The 19,563-nt window shown below is 38.7% G+C and carries 19 protein-coding genes; 10 read left to right on the top strand and 9 right to left on the bottom strand.

The window, feature by feature from the left end:
- Window positions 1-32: 32 nt before the first annotated feature.
- Window positions 33-887 carry an SDR family NAD(P)-dependent oxidoreductase gene (locus tag ACG59Z_RS13215; protein WP_396463099.1) on the bottom strand — a complete coding sequence of 285 codons (855 nt, stop codon included), beginning with the start codon at window positions 885-887 and terminating at the stop codon, window positions 33-35.
- A 44-nt stretch (window positions 888-931) separates the two neighbouring features.
- Complete coding sequence (locus tag ACG59Z_RS13210; protein WP_000483429.1) at window positions 932-2,419, bottom strand: NAD(P)/FAD-dependent oxidoreductase; 1,488 nt, start codon at window positions 2,417-2,419, stop codon at window positions 932-934.
- 136 nt (window positions 2,420-2,555) lie between these two features.
- On the opposite strand from ACG59Z_RS13210, the gene ACG59Z_RS13205 reads away from it, so the two are divergent.
- The gene (locus ACG59Z_RS13205) at window positions 2,556-3,569 is read left to right on the top strand and encodes an AraC family transcriptional regulator (protein WP_400199769.1); all 1,014 of its coding nucleotides are present in this window, start codon (window positions 2,556-2,558) and stop codon (window positions 3,567-3,569) included.
- An 11-nt stretch (window positions 3,570-3,580) separates the two neighbouring features.
- Here the strand turns inward: ACG59Z_RS13205 and ACG59Z_RS13200 are convergent, their stop codons facing one another.
- From ACG59Z_RS13200 to ACG59Z_RS13185, 4 genes are all read right to left on the bottom strand, one after another.
- A complete protein-coding gene (locus ACG59Z_RS13200) occupies window positions 3,581-4,456 on the bottom strand; it encodes a class I SAM-dependent methyltransferase (protein WP_400199768.1) in 876 nt (291 codons plus the stop codon).
- 113 nt (window positions 4,457-4,569) lie between these two features.
- On the bottom strand, window positions 4,570-6,093 hold the full coding sequence (locus ACG59Z_RS13195) for a flavin-containing monooxygenase (RefSeq protein WP_400199767.1): 1,524 nt from the start codon (window positions 6,091-6,093) through the stop codon (window positions 4,570-4,572).
- Window positions 6,094-6,116: 23 nt separating this feature from the next.
- Entirely contained in the window at window positions 6,117-6,950 is an 834-nt protein-coding gene (locus tag ACG59Z_RS13190; protein ID WP_396480648.1) for an SDR family NAD(P)-dependent oxidoreductase, read from the bottom strand.
- Window positions 6,951-7,012: 62 nt separating this feature from the next.
- On the bottom strand, window positions 7,013-7,972 hold the full coding sequence (locus ACG59Z_RS13185; RefSeq protein ID WP_396480650.1) for a metal-dependent hydrolase: 960 nt from the start codon (window positions 7,970-7,972) through the stop codon (window positions 7,013-7,015).
- Between the two features lie 525 nt (window positions 7,973-8,497).
- Between ACG59Z_RS13185 and ACG59Z_RS13180 the strand changes: the two genes are divergently transcribed.
- Window positions 8,498-9,121 (top strand): TetR/AcrR family transcriptional regulator, encoded by a 624-nt coding sequence (locus ACG59Z_RS13180; RefSeq protein WP_004702811.1) that lies wholly within the window; start codon window positions 8,498-8,500, stop codon window positions 9,119-9,121.
- 58 nt (window positions 9,122-9,179) lie between these two features.
- On the opposite strand, the gene ACG59Z_RS13175 is transcribed toward ACG59Z_RS13180, so the two are convergent.
- A complete protein-coding gene (locus tag ACG59Z_RS13175) occupies window positions 9,180-9,902 on the bottom strand; it encodes a pirin family protein (protein ID WP_400199766.1) in 723 nt (240 codons plus the stop codon).
- Between the two features lie 516 nt (window positions 9,903-10,418).
- Here ACG59Z_RS13175 and ACG59Z_RS13170 point away from each other — a divergent pair.
- The 6 genes from ACG59Z_RS13170 (at window position 10,419) to ACG59Z_RS13145 (ending at window position 17,199) form a co-directional block, all read left to right on the top strand.
- A complete protein-coding gene (locus ACG59Z_RS13170; RefSeq protein WP_400199765.1) occupies window positions 10,419-11,381 on the top strand; it encodes a metal-dependent hydrolase in 963 nt (320 codons plus the stop codon).
- A 65-nt stretch (window positions 11,382-11,446) separates the two neighbouring features.
- A complete protein-coding gene (locus ACG59Z_RS13165; RefSeq protein WP_400199764.1) occupies window positions 11,447-12,277 on the top strand; it encodes an SDR family NAD(P)-dependent oxidoreductase in 831 nt (276 codons plus the stop codon).
- Window positions 12,278-12,300: 23 nt separating this feature from the next.
- Window positions 12,301-13,851, top strand: coding sequence for a flavin-containing monooxygenase (locus ACG59Z_RS13160; RefSeq protein WP_400199763.1), 1,551 nt, complete (start codon window positions 12,301-12,303; stop codon window positions 13,849-13,851).
- A gap of 368 nt (window positions 13,852-14,219) precedes the next feature.
- On the top strand, window positions 14,220-14,447 hold the full coding sequence (locus ACG59Z_RS13155) for a hypothetical protein (RefSeq protein WP_000608974.1): 228 nt from the start codon (window positions 14,220-14,222) through the stop codon (window positions 14,445-14,447).
- Between the two features lie 322 nt (window positions 14,448-14,769).
- A complete protein-coding gene (locus ACG59Z_RS13150) occupies window positions 14,770-16,089 on the top strand; it encodes an NCS2 family permease (RefSeq protein WP_263613276.1) in 1,320 nt (439 codons plus the stop codon).
- A 111-nt stretch (window positions 16,090-16,200) separates the two neighbouring features.
- The gene (locus tag ACG59Z_RS13145) at window positions 16,201-17,199 is read left to right on the top strand and encodes an adenosine deaminase (RefSeq protein WP_245149409.1); all 999 of its coding nucleotides are present in this window, start codon (window positions 16,201-16,203) and stop codon (window positions 17,197-17,199) included.
- Between the two features lie 42 nt (window positions 17,200-17,241).
- On the opposite strand, the gene ACG59Z_RS13140 is transcribed toward ACG59Z_RS13145, so the two are convergent.
- Window positions 17,242-17,799: a cytochrome b gene (locus ACG59Z_RS13140; protein WP_396464058.1), complete on the bottom strand. Its 558-nt coding sequence runs from the start codon at window positions 17,797-17,799 to the stop codon at window positions 17,242-17,244.
- Between the two features lie 241 nt (window positions 17,800-18,040).
- Between ACG59Z_RS13140 and ACG59Z_RS13135 the strand changes: the two genes are divergently transcribed.
- Together ACG59Z_RS13135 and rnhB are read left to right on the top strand one after the other, a co-directional pair.
- On the top strand, window positions 18,041-18,418 hold the full coding sequence (locus ACG59Z_RS13135; RefSeq protein ID WP_263614955.1) for a hypothetical protein: 378 nt from the start codon (window positions 18,041-18,043) through the stop codon (window positions 18,416-18,418).
- A gap of 67 nt (window positions 18,419-18,485) precedes the next feature.
- Window positions 18,486-19,052 carry a ribonuclease HII gene (gene rnhB, locus ACG59Z_RS13130; RefSeq protein ID WP_343570142.1) on the top strand — a complete coding sequence of 189 codons (567 nt, stop codon included), beginning with the start codon at window positions 18,486-18,488 and terminating at the stop codon, window positions 19,050-19,052.
- 69 nt (window positions 19,053-19,121) lie between these two features.
- Here rnhB and csrA read toward each other — a convergent pair whose 3' ends face one another.
- Window positions 19,122-19,376, bottom strand: a complete 255-nt coding sequence (gene csrA, locus ACG59Z_RS13125) for a carbon storage regulator CsrA (RefSeq protein WP_000906487.1) — start codon at window positions 19,374-19,376, stop codon at window positions 19,122-19,124.
- Window positions 19,377-19,563: the final 187 nt, after the last annotated feature.

The following is a 19,563-nucleotide window of genomic DNA, read 5'->3' as shown; positions in this document are numbered from 1 at the left end:
TCTTAAAATGAAGAGTATGCTGACCACTGTTTTTATTTTGCTGATTTGTTGAGTAGGCGAGTTTGCAAGGCAGTCGCAGTTGCAAAAATCTTTTGGTAACCCTGTGGAAGAATACGTTGAATCACATCAACGGCTTTCGCATCGGCTCCAATGAGTAGGCGGCGACGGTCTTTACGAACAGCTTCTAAAATTTGTTGAGCGGCATCGTCAGCAGGGGTGCGAAGTAATTTATCGAAAGCATCCTGACTTTTTAGAGGGTCCATTCCTAAAGACTGGACACTATTATTCATGCGAGCAGCTTTGGCAATATTGGTACGAATACCACCTGGATGCACACAGGTCGCACTCACTCCAGCATTTTGTAAATCGAGTTCTTGGCGCAATGATTCAGTAAAGCCACGAACGGCAAATTTACTGGCGTTATAAGCACTTTGAGTTGGTTGAGCTGTTAAGCCAAACATACTGGAAATATTAATAATATGCCCGTCACCACTTTGTTTTAAGTAAGGTAAAAACTCTTTGGTGCCATAAACCACGCCCCAAAAATTAATACCAATGAGCCATTCAAGATCTTCATAGCTCACACCTTCAGCCGTGCTACCTATTGCGACACCAGCATTATTAAAAATCAGGTTAACTTGGCCATGCTCATCTACCACTGCCTTTGCCCAAGTTGCAACCTCATCACGTTTAGCCACATCAACTTTTTGAGTGGTGACTTTGACAGAATAGGGTGTTAACAGCTCGACTGTTTTGGCTAACCCGGTTTCACTAATATCAGAAAGTGCCAGATGACAGCCTTGTTTGGCGAGGGCGATTGCAATTGCTTGTCCAATACCTGAACCCGCACCTGTCACAGCTGCGACTTTATTTTTAAAAGACTTCATAAAATTCTCCGTTTATTTTTCTCATTTCCTATGGCGAAGCGTATTTAAGAAATAGCCGACACCTGAGTGTAGTTTTCAATGTCAAAGCGACGAGTGCGTTGGCGATATTCAAGGGTAAAACCTGGCCAGTTATTGGTATTTTTGCCATCAGCAGTTTGATACCAACTGGTACAGCCTTGCGCCCACACCGTTTTTTTCATTTTTTCCTGAATATTTTGATTAAACTCGTGTTGAATTTCGGCACGAATATTGGTGAACAGCAGGTTATTTTTCAAAGTAGTGCGCAGTGCATCTAAAATATAATTCACCTGACTTTCAATCATATAGACGATTGAGTTATGCCCGAGGTTGGTATTTGGCCCATACAACATAAAGAAGTTAGGGAATCCGTTTACTGTTAGACCTAAATAAGCCTCAGCACCATCTTTCCATGTGTCTTTTAATGTACGCCCATCAAGTCCAGTAATTTGCATTGGCGCCATAAATTCAGTCGCTGTAAAACCTGTACCGTAAATAATGGCATCAACTTCACGCAGCTTTCCTTCCGTGTCTAAAATGCCATGTTCAGTAATTTCTTGAATGCCGGTATTAATCACATCAACATGAGGTTGGGTCAGCGTTTCATACCAGTGGTTAGAGATTAAAATACGTTTACAACCAATTGGATAGTCCGGCATTAAGCGGTGGCGTAACTTCCCATCTTTAACAACTTTTCGAATGTGGCGCTGGAATATGTATTCCACCAAAGGCATTTCATTAAGTGAAGTTGTAAAAGCAAGTAGGCGAATTTCATGATGACCATATTGCAAGGCACGGTCTAGACTTTGCAAGATCGGCAGTTTACGGAAAGCTTTTTTCTCTAAAGGTTGGTAAACCCGATCCGGTTTTGGAATAACATAAGGCGCTGAGCGTTGATAAACGTCTAGGTGAGCCACTTGTTTTGCAATTTCAGGTACAAACTGAATCGCGCTTGCGCCTGTGCCAATGACTGCAACACGTTTACCAGTTAAGTCATAGTCATGGTCCCAACGTGCTGAGTGAAATGCCTTACCTTTGAAGTTTTCAATGCCTTTAAGTTTTGGATAGGCTGGGCGGTTAAGTTGGCCTACAGCACCCACTAAAAATTCAGCTTCAAACTGTTCGCCAGTTGTACTTTGGATGTGCCATACACCTTGCAGCGCATCAAATTCGGCGCTGGCTATTTCAGTATTAAATTTGATGTGCGGGCGAAGGTCATATTTATCGGCACAGTGACGTAAATATTGATAAATCTCTTGAGATGTCCCGTAGCGATTTTTCCAACCAAGTTCCTGTTCAAAAGAAAAAGAATAAAGATGTGACGGCACATCACATGCAGCGCCCGGGTAAGTGTTGTCACGCCAGACACCACCTACATCGGCAGCTTTTTCAAATAGAGTAAATTGTTCAAAACCTGCTTGTTTGAGACGAATGGCAAGTCCTAGACCACCAAAGCCAGTGCCAATAATGGCGATGCGTACATTTTTATTTGAATTAGACGACGAATTAAACATAGGCTGCTCTAAAATCCTTAAAAACAGTGAGCGAAAAAATCGCAATTTCCTGTATGCAGAATAGACGTTTATTAACTTGATTTAGAGGATGGATGAGGACAAAATATTGTGATTCGAGGACATTCTGAGCGATACAGTGAAGTATGCATGGGCATTTGAACGCAGTGTACATAGTGTTCGGTTAATGGCTGATTTCGCGATGGAATCAGGCATCTCTTATCAGACAATTTTGCAAGGAACTGGGCTTAGCCAACAACAATTACTTGACCCTAATATGGTGGTGACAGGCCATCAGGAATTACAGTTGATTCATAACTTGGTTGAGCAACTAGGAGACAGACCGACATTAGGCTTAGAGGTGGGCACACGCTATCATTTCACCACATTTGGGCCATTAGGCATGGCTCTGATGAGTAGTGCGAGCATTCGTGAAGCACTGGATTTGGCTTTAACCTATTTTACTTTAACCTTTGCTTTTACCCGCTTTGATGTGTCGGATACACCGCAAGGAATCCGTATTGAAATTGATGAGCAAGATATCCCATCTTCAGTGCGTCAATTCATTATTGAACGCGATGCCGCTGCACTCATTACGGTACAGCGAGATTTGGTGCAGGACAATTTTTGCCAATATTTGGCTTTTTCTTTTCAACCTAAAGGTGTTGCCGAGCCTTATCGGACTTTATTTGGGATCATGCCAGAATTTGGCGCAGCTAAAAGTTTTGTAATTCTTGATCCGCAAAAAGTGGATCAAAAATTACTCATGGCGAATGAGTTGGTTCTGCACACTGCAGAAGAACAATGTCGTCAAATATTAGAAAAGCGCCAATCACAAAATAAATTTACAACCTTAGTGCAACAGCAGCTGATGAGTATGCGTGGGGAAATGCCATCTATGGATATAGTGGCTGATCGACTGCATTTAAATATAAGAACCCTGCGCCGTCACTTGGCATTAGAGGGAATGACTTTTATACAAATTCGTGAAGAGGTCAGGCAAGTTCTAGCTGAGCAATATTTGGCATTACCAAAAGTTTCAGTTGAGCAAATTGCCGAGTGGTTAGGTTATGCCGAACCTGCCAGTTTTATTCATGCTTATAAAAGATGGCATGGGAAAACACCTCATGCCATGCGGCTAAGTAACCAATGATCAAAGTATCTTTATTTATTTAAACGCAAATGCAATAATCGTGTTGCTGAGGTGTGGCGAATTTCATCGATTCGTGCATTAAAATATCGTTCAGTAATGGCTTCCCCTGAAAGATCTTCGACCACTTCAAATCCCATCTGCTCCACTGCATGATGTAAATCTATTGGTTTAAATTGACCTAATAAAGGCTCTTTCAGCAAATGGGTAAATTGTGCAACGCCCATACTTCCAAGTCGCTCAATACCGTTTAATTCCTGAAAATCGGTCGAATAGTCGAGTACTACTTCACTACCGTTTGCAGCAAAGTTGGCAATACTTTTTAAAGTTTCCAAGGTCGTTTGCGGGTTTAAATAGTGCGTTGTGCCTAACCATGAAAAAAATGCAGGAGCAGATGAATCATAGACACTTCTGGTCAGGGCTTCCGAAATAGACTCTTTTTCAAAGTTAATCGCGACAAACTCAACGGTAGCAGGAATATTTCCTAACTTTTTTAGCTTAGTCTGTTTAGCAGCTTGAGTATCAGGATGATCGACTTCAAAAATTTTCAAAGTAGGGTAATGGTGTGATTCACGTAGTACAAAAGAGTCTAGGCCAGCACCGACTAACACATATTGTTGAGTATTTTGTTGAACTGCCTGATCAAGTAAATCTTCGGCATAACGGGAGCGCCCGACTACTTGTCCAGTAAGTAAACCTAAAGTGCGGTTTAAAACCGAAGAATTCATGACTTTAACAATCAGTGGGTTAGAGAGCAGTTTTTTCCAGCCTTTACTGGTCAGCTCAAAAGCATAAGGGTCTGAAAATACAGGGTTCTTCGTGTTTTGAAAATGATTGGCCCGTAATGCAGCAGCAGCTTCGGCGGTACGACTTGATTGACCTTCTTTCATCTTTATCCTGTTCTTTTATTTCTTGAAGATATTCAACGAAGAAGGCAGTGTATTTCATGAAAATCAAAAATACACTGCCTCTTTCTTACACTTGATCTGATCGAAATTACAAATTAGTGAGTTTTTGTCGTTTGATACGTTACTTCATAATCTTTCAAATCTACTTTTTTCAAACGTTGTTTAAGTTTTTTCAATGACCAAGGCCATGCAGCAAAGTTACGCCCGTTGGCATCAAGGTAGTAACTCTTACAGCCACCACTATTGAATACAGTTGTTTGTAAGTGCTTTTGCACCAAGTCATTGTGCTTTTTAATCACATCAGCCTTAACATTTAACTTGCTAATTCCTTTGTTTTTAATTTTCAATAAGCCATCTACGATATAGTCGAGCTGTGCCTCTGCTAAACCAATGAAAGAATCATAAACCAGTACGTTAGGTCCTAAAATTAAAAATGCATTTGGTACATTTTCAATGTTGGTTCCTAAGTAAGCCTCTGGTGAACTATCTTTCCATATATCTTGTAAACATTGGCCTTTTTCATTGTGGACACGTTTACCAATGGGTGGGTGAGATACTTCAAAGCCTGTACCCCAAATAATCACATCAACTTCGTGGCGTTCACCATTCGCTGCAACCACCGTATTGCCTTCAACCTTCACTAAACCATGAGGGATTAGGGTCGTGTTTGGTGCTTGTAGTGCAGGGTAGTAGTTGTTAGCGAATAAAATACGTTTACAACCAATGTCAAAGTTTGGCGTTACGTTTTTACGTAGCACAGGGTCATTAATTTGCAATTTAAGTAATTGCTTACCTAATACATTGACTGGTTTGAGCGCAAGTGGGTTACGTAAACCAAAATTAATCGCATTGAGGGTTAGCGCTACACTTTTACGCCAACTCGCCTGAATAGATGGATATTTCGCAATGACGGATTTACTCAACTCGCCCAAGTCGGTATCTGGTTTTGGCAACACCCAAGGAGCTGTACGTTGGAACACAAACAGCTCTTTTGCTTTAGGTTGAATTTGTGGCACAAATTGGATGGCAGATGCACCTGTACCAATTACAGCAATGCGTTTTCCAGTTAAGTCATAATTATGGTTCCATTTCGCTGAATGGAACATTTCACCTGTAAAGGTATCCAAACCTTCAAGACGTGGAATCTGGGCTTCGGTAATTGGGCCTGTTGCAAAAATAACAGTTCGAGATAGATATTGACCAGTAGTTGTATCAAGTACCCACAAATGGCGTGATTCATCCCAAGCAGCATTGAGTAGTTCGTTGTTAAACTCAATTTTAGACGTGATATTAAACTCGTTACTTACATCTTCTAAGTAACTTAAGATTTCCGGCTGACGTGCAAATAAGTGACTCCATTTTGCACTAGGTGCAAACGAATAAGAATACAAAGCTGACGGTACATCGCAGCCACAGCCCGGATAGGTGTTTTCACGCCAAGTGCCACCCACACGACCTGCTTTTTCAATAATTTTATAGTTGGTATAGCCAACTTGGTCGAGACGAATCGCTGCGGCGATACCGGAAATTCCGGCACCGACAATAAAGGTATCGTAAATATGGTGAGGTGAATTGACAGCTTTTTTTGCTGATGCATTTGTTTTCATTTGAGCAGTCATATGGGTACTACCTATAAAATTTCTTATTTAAATAATTTGTAAGAGGTACCAAGGAACTTGGTATACAAACTTGGAGATGCACGTTTCATCAGCCAGAACAACTTCGCATCGATTTGAGGGATGGTATAAAGTTCATCCTGATCAAGACGGTTAAGTGTGAGTTTGGCGACATCATCACTTGTGGTGAGTGCGTAGTTCATGAGCGCATGGTCTGCAAGTTTTGAATAACGACCCGGAATACGACCATTTTTAATGATATTGGTTGGCACCAAAGTCGGGCAGAGCACATTCACTTTAATGTTAAACTTACGCAGTTCAGCCGAAAGTGTTTCAGACAACGCACGAACACCCGCTTTCGTTACGTTATAAGCAGTCATTTCTGGTGCTGCGGTATAAGATGCCGCAGAAGCTACATTAATAATTGCGCCGTAACCTAGTTTTTTGAACTTTGGCACAAATGCATGACAACCATGAATAACACCCCAAAGGTTAATATTCATGACCCAGTTCCAGTCTTCTAGGGTGAGTTCATCGAACTTGCCACCCAAACCCACACCAGCGTTATTAATGATAAGAGTCACAGGATGCCCAAGTAAGATTTCAGCAGTTTCAGCCAGATGATTAACTTGTTCGGCATTACCCACATCACAACGCATAGCAAAAGCTTTTGCACCTTCTTGTTCAAGAAGTTTTACAGTTTCTTCAGCAGCTTCCAAATTAATATCTGCACAGACTACGCTGCCACCACGTTTTGCCAGTTCAATTGCAAAACTTCGACCAATCCCACTGCCTGCACCCGTCACGACGGCATAAGCTTTTTGGCTTGGTTTAACTTTCTTTTTGCCAAATAAAATCATGATTCATCCCGAAATAGATTTAAGGAACACCAGCCATTAAGTAATGACTGGTTGCAAGCCAGTTAAGACAAGCGTACAGGTGGGGTAAATTCCTTCACAAAGTAAGGTGCAATCGCGCCGCCTTCTTTCAGTAATTTGTCTTTGTAGTACTCTAGATATTCGGTCGTATCATGATCATTTGGATGAAAGTCAGGACGTAAGTAATCAAAAATCTGGCCAATGGTGCTACCGAATACACCATCTTTTGGACCAAAAATAAGTCCTACACCACGGCGAGCATCTTTCCAGAATTTTCTAGTCAACATTTCCTGTGGTTTTCTTAAAACAGGAATAAACAAGGTAGTCGCAGGGATTAGACCTAAAATAGTGAACAAAGCTAAGAAGAAACCAGAAGCTCGTAATGGATAGCTACCATTAAGTAGTTGATAAACATCATAGGCAATATCTTTATGCTCAGATTCTTCAAGCATATGCCACATCCATAACGCACGGCTTTTTGCATCATCTGAATAATAGAAATTCTTTTCGTGTTTCATCATGTATTCAGCAAGTACCGCTGTAAAATGCTCAATACCAGCCATCATCGATAATTTAAGCGGTTGTGGGAATTTTAAGAACACATATTTAAAGAAGTTCTCGCCCAAGAAACGGTATAAATCGACAGGATATTCAACATCTTTAAGCGCATCGTTATATTCATTGTGCAGTTTAGAGTGAATTGCTTCTTGTCCAATCAATGAAGTGACGCGTTGCTTTAGCACTGGGTCTTGAATAAATTCACGGTGATGACGAGCAGTTTCAATTACCAAATCTTCCCCATAGGTTAGAAATACTGAAAGCGTAGCAAAAAACATCGTGGCAAATTGATTGTTCATATAGAATTCGACATCAATCTCTTTACCTTCAAATCCGATATTTAAATGGCGGATTGGAATAGACTTTTTGCTGGCAAAATCCGGTAACTCGATTTCACGGTAAAATTTAATTTTGTTTAGGGATTTTTTAACTGTGGTCGAGATCATGGCGACACCTTCAGATCAATCAGTGATAGTGCGATGTTGCCGAAAACCAAAAAGCTTTGACTTTCAACAGGGCACTGTAAATTCCATTTTCAAAAAGCAGTTTTCTCTGCTTACTGAGTACGGTGATGTTGCTCCGTTATTTGTTTGATTATTTGACTGAATAACGGAAAAAGAGGCGAACTTGGTAAAACGAATCAACCTCTTTTTAGATTTTTTCATGTTAATCTGAGTTTATGTTCGGATTCAATTCGGGTAACTTTGCAAGTTATTTAAGCTCAACGCTAATGTACGAATAAAATAAAAAATTAGTTTTATAATTTATTAATGTGTTGATTTTTATTTATATATTTTATTTGGTTTAAAAATAAGTGCCTACTAATAAAAGAACTCATAACTATGTTTAGCCATACCTCTAAAGAAATTGCATCATGAAATTTGACAAGTATTCGGATTTTGTTTTTTTATTAGAGTAGGGCTAAATTACATGCTAACCTGAGCTTATGTTCGGATTATTTATAAGAAAATATGTCTACGCGAAAACCCCGTCAGGCACGAGCCAAAGTCACTGTTGATACTATTATTGAAGCAGGTTTTATTGCCGTAGCATTGCATGGACCAAGTGGTACCACTACACGTCATATTGCAGAAATTGCAGGTGTGAGTGTTGGGTCACTTTATGAGTATTTTAAAAATAAAGAAGAAATCTATGATGCGATGAATCATTACTTTGTGAGTGAAATTCTCGATATGATTAAAGAGTTAACTCCTACAATTCTAGAGTTGGAGTTAGAGCCTGTTATCGAAATGATCTTTTATACATTTAGTGATTTATTAAAGAAGAATAATGACCGTTACTTAACCGTTTTACGTTATGCAGGTGAGTTGCAATACGACAAATATATTCCAAAAATTGAACAGGCTTTAATGGAAGTCATCATGAAATATATGATGCATAATCCTAAATATTTAAAAATTAATAACTTACCTGTCATTACTTACATTTGTATAAATAGCGGTATTTTTAACGTAGCAAGACATCTTATTTTACCTAACCCATTTATTAGTTTTGATGAAATGGTGCAAGGGTTAACCACTATGATCATGAGTTATATCAATACTGAAATGGCACGCTCGGAAGAACATTCATAGTTTTTAATTTCAATATATAAAAAAACACCTGCATATAACTATGCAGGTGTTTTGTTGATTATGGCATGGTTGGAACTTCTTCTGGACGCATATCAAAAATCAGAATTTCAGCATTATCACCATTAGTAAATGATAACTTGCCTCCATCACGAATTCGCGCAGCATCACCCGTGTTAAAGGTTTTACCGTTTACATTAATACGGCCTTTTGCCACATGTAGGTAAACATAACGTCCTTCTGGAATTGCAAACTCTGCTGTTTCTTCGCCGTCAAAAAGACCAGAATAAATATTAATGTCTTGTTTGATCGACAAAGTTTTTTCGCCACCTTTTGGTGAAATCATCAAGTGCAATTTACCGCGTTTGTCTTCCTCAGAAATATGCAATTGTTGATAACCTGGTGTGGTGTTCACTTCATTTGGAACTACCCAAATTTGCAAGAAGTGCACGTTTTCTTGTGCAGAGTGGTTAAATTCACTATGAGCAACACCACGACCTGCGCTCATTAATTGAATATCACCAGGCACAATCACCGAACCAGTACCCATTGAATCTTTATGTTCTAATGCACCTTCAAGCACATAAGAAATGATTTCCATGTTGCGGTGAGGGTGAGTACCAAAGCCTTTCGATGGTGCAACGGTATCGTCATTAATCACAAGCAAATCTGAAAAGCCTACTTGTTTCGGGTCCCAATAATTTGCAAATGAAAACGTGTGTTTTGACTGTAACCAGCCATGATGTGCTGCACCACGCTCATGAGATAAACGCATATCAAACATGATTTATTATCCTCATTCAATTTTTTTCTCTGAATGCAGTTTATCGTTTTCATTTGTGCAATAAAGCTCTGAAAATAGAAAGCTTAGTGTGATTTTTGGAACGCTGAAATATTGAAATAAGATTTCTATCGAAGTAGGCATAATATTTCATTTGTTATCTTTTAAAGCCATATTTTTATCCTTTTAGGACAAATGTCTTTTATTTGAATCATTATGAATAATAGTGGGTTATATAAGTTATTTGAAATTATCAAAAATATTTAGGTTGGCAAAAAGTTTCAATGTGGGTTGGCTTTTTTTGTCCTTGTTCGAGAATTATATCAAGCGCACTATTTAATCTGATTTGGTGAACTTAACAATATTTAAGTTCATAAAACATGGCAAGGCAGATGTATTCGAGCAAATTTTTGTTCTAGAGCAGTTAAAGATTGCAAGAAATAATCTAAAGACAACTTTATCTGTATCTGTTTGATTCGACGCTGCCTTGTATTTAACAAATTTTATAGGGTGTCGAAAATGGTCGCTCAAGCTATCCGAAATGTTATTTCTCCTAAATCAGTTATAGCTCAGTATCAAAAGATAGACTTTTCAAATAAAGGATCTATCCCAATCCGTCATCTAAATATCGGGTTTGATGGCAAAGAAATTGATATCGAGTTTTACGTCAACAATCAGTTTGCAACTTTGTTCTTTGCAACGCTTTCGGTTTTTTTGACCTATGGTGAAGATTTGGTGATTGAAACTGCCCGTCATCACCGCGAATTTATTCAAGATCCAATTTTAAAACAGCGTGTGACTTCCCTCATTGGTCAAGAAGCCATCCATTCAAAATTGCATAATGAATTCAATGATGCAATTAAAGAGCTGGAATATCCGGTCGATTTATATCGCTTCTTAGGTGAAAACTTCTTTAAATATGTGTTTTTAAAATTCCCACAGCCATTAAAGCTTTCACTTATGGCAGGCATTGAGCACTTTACGGGAGTTCTCGCTGAATACATGATGAAGCATGAAAAGAACTTTTATTATACCGACGATGCGAAAAGCCGTGCTTTATGGATGTGGCATATGCTTGAAGAATCTGAGCATAAAGATATTGCCTATGATGTCTATCAGATTTTGAACGGTAACTATCCATTGCGTGCAACCGGCTTTTTAATGGCTTTTATCACCATTTTAGGGCTTATTCCAACCGCAACTTTATTGGTACCCGTACTGCGTAAGCCAAAAGAACTGTTAACCAGAAAATTCTGGAAAGATGCACGTCGTGGCGTCAACTTAATTTTTAGTCCAAAAGATGGCGTATTTGGCAGCACCATTGGCCAGATTTTTGATTACTTACGTCCTGACTTCCATCCAAATGACCACGATACGACTGAATATCTGGAGTACTACAAAAAGAAATTACTTAACGAAGGTGGTGCGATTGCACCTTACTTTGTGAAGGAATTTACTCCACCAGTTCGTGCAGTTTCATAAGACTGTTGGTCACGGCAGTAATACCCAAATTACTGCCGTCTCCTTAAAATTTTTTAGGATTTACTATGATTCTATTTGGTAAGAAAGATCAGCCGAGTCGAAATGCATATGCGGTCGTGACTGGGGCAGGCAGTGGGATTGGACGAAGCTTTGCAGTTGAATTGGCAAAACGTGGTGGCAGCGTAGTCTGCGCAGATATTAATTTAGAAGCTGCTGAAGAAACCGTAAAGATAATTGAACAGCTTGGACAAAAAGCTTTTGCTGTCCAGTGCGATGTTGGGCAAGCAGAACAAGTACAGACTTTGGCTGATCAAGCAGAACAGTTATTAGAGCACCCAGTAACACTCATCATTAATAATGCTGGCGTAGGTTTAGGCGGTAAATTTGATGAAATGAGTTTGGAAGACTGGAAGTGGTGTATGCATGTAAACCTATGGGGAGTTATTCATGGTTGTCATGCATTTGTGCCAAAGCTTAAAAAACTAGGTTACGGCGCAATTATTAATGTCTCTTCTGCTGCGTCTTATACCGCAGCACCTGAAATGAGTGTCTACAACGTAACGAAAGCAGGTGTATTGGCATTATCAGAAACGCTTTCAGCTGAACTGCATAAGTTTAATATTAAAGTGAATGTACTTTGCCCGACTTTGGTGCCTACCAATATCATTAAAAATGGACGTATTCCAGGGCGCTATTCAAAACTTGCAGACCATGCACTCATGAATTATGCCATGACCACCAGTGATGCAGTTGCGACTTTAACATTGAACCGATTAGATCGAGGGCAGCTCTATACCACACCACAGATCGACGCCAAATTATTCTGGCTTATGAAAAGAACGTCTCCAACGCTATATGCAAAGTTCCTTGGGCTTTCGTATCAGTTATTTAAATAAAATTTTGTATAGGCAGAAAAATTATGGTCACTAAACCTAGAACAAATACACGTACACGTAAAGCCCAAGAAGTTGCACATATTTATGACACTTTTATTGTCGGTGCAGGTATTTCTGGCTTAGCTGCTGCAATTAAGCTAAATGAAGCAGGTTTAACCAATTTTAAAATTATTGAAAAAGCGAGCCGCGTTGGTGGTACTTGGCGTGAAAATACCTATCCGGGTTGTGGCTGTGATGTACCTTCAGCTTTGTATTCTTACTCCTTTGCACCAAGTGCGAAATGGAGTCACTTATTTGCACGCCAACCGGAAATTTTAAGTTATTTAGAAGATGTAAGCCGTGAGTTTGATATTGAGTCCTTAATTGAGTTCAATACCGAACTATTAAAAGCAGAATGGGACAACCTAAAAAATATCTGGAAGCTAGAGACGAGCTCTGGTTTGTATATTGCTAAAACAGTTCTATTTGCTACGGGTCCAATTACTGAAGCACAGATACCACGTCTTGAGGGCTTAGATACCTTTACAGGTGAAATGTTCCATTCAGCGAAGTGGAACCATGATTATGACTTAACTGGAAAACGTATTGCCGTAATTGGTACGGGTGCATCTGCCATCCAATTTGTGCCACAAATTCAACCTAAAGCCAAAGAGTTGTTTGTGTTCCAACGTACAGCACCTTGGGTACTGCCAAAACCAGATACCGACTTGGGTGAGTTGAGTAAATCAATCATTGCGAAATATCCAAAAATTCAAGCCACTTGGCGACAAACTGTAGCGGGTACTTTAAATGTCATTAATTTTGGCTTACGCAATCCAAAAGCTTTAAAGCCTGTCAATTTTGCTGCGAAACAACTGTTAAAGTTACAAATTAAAGATCCAGTTTTACGTCAAAACGTAACGCCTAATTTTGATATTGGTTGTAAACGTATTTTATTTGCCAATAATTACTATCCAGCGTTACAGGCACCCAACACTACACTTATTCCACATGGTTTAGTGAAGGTTGAAGGCAATACTGTGGTTGCTGCCAATGGTGAACGCCACGAAGTTGATGTCATTATTTGGGGCACTGGATTTGAAGTATCTCACCCACCAATCGGTAAACGGGTACATAACGAAAAAGGGGAATGCCTAGCTGAGCTTTGGAAAGACTCATCACCAGAAGCCTACTTAGGAACCAACATTGAAAATGTACCAAATGCATTTCTTATGCTAGGGCCAAATGTTTTGGTTTATGACTCATTTATTGGTCTTGCTGAAGCACAACTGCAATATATTGTTGATGGTTTGCTACAAATGAAGGCAAAAGGTATTGCTAAGCTTTCAGTGAAATCAGAAGTAATTAAAAAGCATAATGAGCTTGTACAAAAACATCTGCAAACCACTGTCTTCAATAGTGGGGGATGTAAAAGTTACTACCTTGATGCCAATGGGCGTAACTTTGCTGCATGGCCGTGGTCTTTGAAAAAACTTAGAGAGCGGTTACATCATTTAAAGTTAGAAGAATATGATGTGATCTATGAAGCTGATTTGGTAAAAGCAAAACCAAAAGTGGAAGAAGTTGCAGGTTAATGACTTCGTAAAGGCCCATTTTGATTTATTGAAATGGGCTTTTTATTATCTAACGATTTAACAAATAAATTAATATTCAATAAATAATATAATGAAGTTAAAGTGAAAAATATATTTAAATATACTTCAAAATAAAAGTGGGGAAATAGCCTATATAACTTTCTGTTAAAAAAATATAGTTATTTTTAAAAATGAATTTTTAAGTGAAAAGTATTATTTTTAATCTTTTTTTAAATTGCAAATTGGAAAACATTTTTTATATCAATAGTTTGAGTAATTAATAATTATTGTAAATAAATGTGAAAATATTCACAAACTGGTTGTTTTTTGTTAAGATCATTAACATTAAAAACATAGAGATAATAATAATGATCAATAAAGTATTAATAGTGTTGTGTGTGAGTATCGTGTTTGTATTAGGGTATTGGGCATATTTAGATACCCAAAATAAAAGACATCAGGAACTCATGAGGATTATTCAGGAAGCTGAAAAAAATTTGCAGACGATTGAGCGAAATCCAAATCGTGTGAGTCATAGCAATTTAGCTTCATACAATTTGCAAAAATATATTAGTGATAAAAAAGTTTTTTTCTAAGCAGAATGGTTATTGTAATTTGCTTTAAAAAGTGTGCCATTGGTCATATCTTTTCATAAATTTTGATCATGTTGCTGTTGAATCTGTTAAACTTATTGAACGTATAGTAAAAAAGCTGCATAGGGGTTATGCAGCTTTTTTGTGTTTCAAGAGGGGCTGTGGCTATTTTCTGTGTATGAAAACAGACATCAAATGAGTGGCATATTTGTTGCTTCGTCTATTTAAGATTTTTGTCTAGAGATCTGAACAGAAAAACAAGATTGCTCAGATACCTACATAGAAGTACATATTCCACAGCTCAGATTTTGCATAGAGGCTACTTATGGCGGCGCCCAATTCTTCGGCAGGCTGGTTAGAGCGTTTATTTAAGTTAAGCGACAATAAAACCACGTTTCGAACAGAAGTTCTTGCTGGTGTAACTACATTTTTAACGATGTGTTACATCATCATTGTCAATCCACTCATTTTATCTGAAACCGGCATGGATCATGGCGCCGTATTCGTTGCGACCTGTTTGGCAGCAGCAATCGGTTGTTTAGTGATGGGTATTATTGCCAATTACCCAATCGCCTTGGCACCAGGTATGGGGCTTAATGCTTATTTTACCTATTCGGTATGTATGGGTATGGGAGTGCCATGGCAGACAGCTTTAGCAGCTGTTTTTGTTTCAGGTGTTGTATTTCTTGCTATTAGCTTCTTTAAGGTTCGTGAAGCGATTGTCAATGCTATTCCAATGTCGCTTAAATTTGCGATAGGTGGTGGTATTGGTTTATTCCTTGCACTTATTGCGCTAAAAAATGCTGGAATCATTGTTGCAAACAAAGCGACATTAGTGGGGTTGGGCGATATTAAACAACCTACAGTGCTACTGGCTTTATTTGGCTTTTTACTCATTGTAGTTTTACATCAGCTCAAAGTTCGTGGTGCCATCATTATTAGTATTTTAGTGGTGACAGCAATTGCGACTGCTTTAGGCTTAAATGAATTTAAAGGCGTAGTGGGCCAGATTCCTTCTATTGCCCCGACATTCATGCAAATGGACTTTAAAGGCCTATTTACTGCAAGTATGGTGGGTGTCATCTTCGTATTCTTCATTGTTGACTTGTTTGATAGTACGGGTACTTTAGTTGGCGTTTCACACCGTGCAGGACTTTTACAAGATGGTAAATTACCACGTTTGAAAAAAGCACTATTTGCTGACTCTACTGCGATTGTTGCTGGTGCAGCATTAGGTACTTCATCAACTACACCATATATTGAATCAGCTTCAGGTGTAGCAGCGGGTGGACGTACAGGTTTAACCGCTGTCGTTGTCGCTGTCTTATTTATTTGCTGTTTATTCTTGGCACCTCTTGCTCAATCTGTACCAGGTTTTGCAACAGCACCAGCTTTATTGTTTATTGGTGTGTTAATGATCCAAGGGATCACACACATTGATTGGGATGATATTACAGAAGCTGTTCCAGCCTTTTTAACAATTGTATTTATGCCATTTGCCTACTCAATTGCAGATGGTATTGCAATGGGCTTTATCAGCTATGCATTAGTTAAATTATTCACAGGTAAGGCAAAAACTGTTCCATACATGGTATGGATTATTGCTGCTCTTTGGGTATTTAAATTTATCGCTTTTGGCGGTTAATACGATTTTTTATAATTTCCTTCTAGAACTATTTTAGTGATAGAGATATAAGAAGGAAATTATAGAAGGGTGTGTTTACCACACCCTTTTTTCTTTAGATGTGGAGTTAATATGAATCAAGTCGAGCTGATTCAGGCCTTACCAAAAGCTGAGTTGCATGTACATATTGAAGGGACGTTTGAACCTGAATTAATGTTTGCGATTGCACAGCGTAATCAGATTCAGATTCCTTACAAATCTGTTGAAGAAGTAAAGCAAGCTTATAACTTTCATAATCTTCAATCATTTCTAGATATTTACTATGCTGGTGCAAATGTTCTTGTTCATGAGCAAGATTTTTATGATTTAGCGTGGGCATATTTTGAGAAATGTGCAGAAGATCGTGTCGTTCATACAGAAATGTTCTTTGACCCGCAAACCCATACCGACCGTGGTATTGCTTTTGCAACGGTCATAAATGGGCTTAAACGTGCGTGTGCTGACGCAAAAGCTAAATTTGGTATTAGCTCTCAGCTTATTATGTGTTTCTTGCGTCATTTAAGCGAAGAAGCGGCATTTGAAACGCTTGAGCAAGCTTTACCGTTTAAAGAAGACATCATTGCTGTTGGACTTGATTCAAGTGAAGTAGGACACCCACCAGCTAAGTTTGAACGTGTTTTTGCTAAGGCACGTGAAGAAGGTTTCTTAATCGTGGCTCATGCAGGCGAAGAAGGCCCACCTGAATATGTATGGGAAGCTTTAGACTTGCTCAAAGTAAACCGTATTGACCACGGCGTGCGTTCTGAAGAAGACGAACAATTGATGGCTCGTTTAATTAATGAAAAAATGCCATTAACGGTTTGTCCTTTAAGTAACTTAAAGCTATGTGTCGTTAAGGATATGAAAGATCACAATATCCGCCGTCTTTTACAAAAAGGCGTACACGTGACTGTTAACTCGGACGATCCTTCATATTTCGGTGGATATATGAATGATAACTTCGTTGCTATTCAGCAAGCCTTAGATTTAAGTAATGATGAGTTGAAGCAACTCGCAATTAACTCTTTTGAAGCCTCTTTCATTTCAGATGAAGAGAAACAAAAGTGGATTTCAGAAATCCAAAAAATCTAAATAAAAAACCGCCTGTGATAGGCGGTTTTTTTAACATTGAATTTATTTAGGCTGTTTGGTCATACTGTTTAAAACATTGTCTTTATCCACAAAGTGATGTTTTAAAGCTGCCAGAACATGTCCAACAATAAGCAAACCTGCAAACCACGAAATATAAATATGTAATGGTTTAACGATAGCTAAAAGCTCTGGATTGTCTTGTACTAAACGTGGAATTTCAAATAAATATAAAACAGGGGCAGGATGACCAGCACTCCAGCTAAATAAACAACCCGTAACAGGTAAAGCCACCAAAATCACATAAAGCAATAGATGACCAACATGTGCCAAAGTTTTCATCGTCGGTGACATCGTGTCAGGCAGTTGTGGGGCTGGGTGGGTGTAACGCCAGAATAGGCGAATAACCACTAAAAAGATAATGGTTGTGGCAATGTTTTTATGCAGTGTAATAACATCGCCTTTAAAGCTGCCATCGGCATCGTAACTTAAAAAATTTCCACTATAGAAACCAATCACCCAAGCGGTAATGAAAATGATTGCCATGACCCAATGCAGAATCTGTGCAGTACGGGTGTAGTATTGAGAGGATGAGGCAGGCATAAAAGACCCTATTTTTTTGTCATTTTAGCGCTAGATTTTATGGGAAAGCACTGAATTTGAGAAATGTTGTTCTCGTAACGGAGCGTGCTATAAACAGAACGCTTTAATTGGGAAAAACACGCTCAATTTAAGCGAGAAAATAAGAGAGCTAGTTTGCATAAATGCATCAATTTATTTGTTTCTTCTAAGCACAAGTTTAGGCAAAATACGCGCTGCTTACGTTCGATCAAAGGAAAAAATGATGAAAAAATTGATGCTCGCTGTAGCACCAGTAGTTTTGGCTTTAACAGCATGTGCGACTACACCTGGTGCAGGTTCTGCAGAAACTGCAACTCAACAGTTAGGCATGACTGCATTAAAAGTAGCTGTAAATGCGAAATGTATTACAGAAATTAATAATGTTCCTGCATGGAAAACAGCAACAAAGCTTATGACTGCTGAACAACGTGATAGTATTCAAACTAATGTTTGTGGTTGCGTAAGTGAAAAGGCACCAAACAGTGTGACTGCAGTTGATTTGGCTACTGCTGCACTTGACCCAGCTGCACGTGCAACAGTTGTAAATCAAGTCGTTTCTAATACTGTAAATGCTTGCGTAGCAGAAGCTTTACAAAAGTAATTAATAATTTGAGTTTCAAAGAAGGCTGACTCATATTGATCGGCCTCTTTTTTTTATTGGAGTATACATGTTTGTTGCAGGCGTAGATGAGGCGGGGCGAGGCCCACTAGTGGGTTCAGTTGTTGCTGCAGCTGTTATTTTAGATCCGAACAATCCAATTTTAGGATTAAACGATTCTAAAAAATTAACTGAAAAGAAACGTGAAAAGTTGTTTATTGAAATTCAGGAAAAAGCTTTAGCATGGTCAATAGCGGAAGCGACACATGCGGAAATTGATGAGCTGAATATCTTGCAGGCAACATTTTTAGCAATGAAAAGAGCAGTGGAAGGCCTAAAGACACAACCTCAAAAAGTCATTGTAGATGGCAACCAAATTCCGAAAGGAATCATTATTCCTTGTGAAGCGATTATTGGTGGCGACGCTAGCCATGCCGAGATTAGTGCGGCGAGTATTTTGGCAAAAGTCACACGTGATCGCCAAATGGCAGAATTAGATCAGCAATATCCATTATTTGGTTTTGGAAAACATAAAGGTTATCCAACTAAAGCACATTTTGAAGCGATTGCAGCTCATGGCGTGATCGATCAGCATCGTCGTAGTTATGCCCCAGTAAAACGTGCATTAGGTCTATAAATTTATATACTCCCAAAAAATTTAAAGCGACTATAAAGTCGCTTTAATTAGGGAGAGAATAACTTCATACTAACGATTGAAGTTTTTCTGTGCATAATTATCATCTTCATATGAAACTTGATAATCTTGATCAAGATGTTGAAGGTGTTCATGCATTGCACGTTCATGTTGAATACGTTGATAAATTTCTTCGCGATGAACAGAAACCTCTTTTGGCGCATTCACACCAATTCGAACCTGGTTTCCTTTGACGCCAAGCACAGTAACACTGACTTGATCCCCAATCATTAATGTTTCCCCGACACGGCGGGTCAGAATCAGCATGTTTATCTCCTTGCTAAACGCTTAAAACTGCAATATTGGTACCCAAATAAAAAGCTCAACCTCAGTTTTCAGTCAGATTCTAACAGAAATATGAGAACAAAGTCATATTTTGATAATCTCTGCCAAAAAACTTTCCGTTTAATATAACAGAGCCGCTATAAAAAAAACTATAGCGGCTCTGTGTTTT

Source organism: Acinetobacter sp. ABJ_C1_1 (assembly GCF_044684115.1).
GTDB classification, from domain to species: Bacteria; Pseudomonadota; Gammaproteobacteria; order Pseudomonadales; family Moraxellaceae; genus Acinetobacter; species Acinetobacter nosocomialis_A.
The sequence above is the reverse complement of the archived record's forward strand: the minus strand, read 5'-3'. Positions and strand labels throughout refer to the sequence as shown.

Coding starts and splice junctions, on each gene's coding strand:
- ACG59Z_RS13135 (WP_263614955.1), top strand. CDS start 18,041: ATGAAAAAATTGATGCTCGCTGTAGCACCAGTAGTTTTGGCTTTAACA.
- ACG59Z_RS13140 (WP_396464058.1), bottom strand. CDS start 17,799: ATGCCTGCCTCATCCTCTCAATACTACACCCGTACTGCACAGATTCTG.
- ACG59Z_RS13185 (WP_396480650.1), bottom strand. CDS start 7,972: ATGATCTCGACCACAGTTAAAAAATCCCTAAACAAAATTAAATTTTAC.
- rnhB (WP_343570142.1), top strand. CDS start 18,486: ATGTTTGTTGCAGGCGTAGATGAGGCGGGGCGAGGCCCACTAGTGGGT.
- ACG59Z_RS13200 (WP_400199768.1), bottom strand. CDS start 4,456: ATGAAAGAAGGTCAATCAAGTCGTACCGCCGAAGCTGCTGCTGCATTA.
- ACG59Z_RS13165 (WP_400199764.1), top strand. CDS start 11,447: ATGATTCTATTTGGTAAGAAAGATCAGCCGAGTCGAAATGCATATGCG.
- ACG59Z_RS13145 (WP_245149409.1), top strand. CDS start 16,201: ATGAATCAAGTCGAGCTGATTCAGGCCTTACCAAAAGCTGAGTTGCAT.
- ACG59Z_RS13150 (WP_263613276.1), top strand. CDS start 14,770: ATGGCGGCGCCCAATTCTTCGGCAGGCTGGTTAGAGCGTTTATTTAAG.
- ACG59Z_RS13155 (WP_000608974.1), top strand. CDS start 14,220: ATGATCAATAAAGTATTAATAGTGTTGTGTGTGAGTATCGTGTTTGTA.
- ACG59Z_RS13210 (WP_000483429.1), bottom strand. CDS start 2,419: ATGTTTAATTCGTCGTCTAATTCAAATAAAAATGTACGCATCGCCATT.
- ACG59Z_RS13180 (WP_004702811.1), top strand. CDS start 8,498: ATGTCTACGCGAAAACCCCGTCAGGCACGAGCCAAAGTCACTGTTGAT.
- ACG59Z_RS13175 (WP_400199766.1), bottom strand. CDS start 9,902: ATGTTTGATATGCGTTTATCTCATGAGCGTGGTGCAGCACATCATGGC.
- ACG59Z_RS13215 (WP_396463099.1), bottom strand. CDS start 887: ATGAAGTCTTTTAAAAATAAAGTCGCAGCTGTGACAGGTGCGGGTTCA.
- ACG59Z_RS13170 (WP_400199765.1), top strand. CDS start 10,419: ATGGTCGCTCAAGCTATCCGAAATGTTATTTCTCCTAAATCAGTTATA.
- ACG59Z_RS13160 (WP_400199763.1), top strand. CDS start 12,301: ATGGTCACTAAACCTAGAACAAATACACGTACACGTAAAGCCCAAGAA.
- ACG59Z_RS13195 (WP_400199767.1), bottom strand. CDS start 6,093: ATGACTGCTCAAATGAAAACAAATGCATCAGCAAAAAAAGCTGTCAAT.
- ACG59Z_RS13190 (WP_396480648.1), bottom strand. CDS start 6,950: ATGATTTTATTTGGCAAAAAGAAAGTTAAACCAAGCCAAAAAGCTTAT.
- csrA (WP_000906487.1), bottom strand. CDS start 19,376: ATGCTGATTCTGACCCGCCGTGTCGGGGAAACATTAATGATTGGGGAT.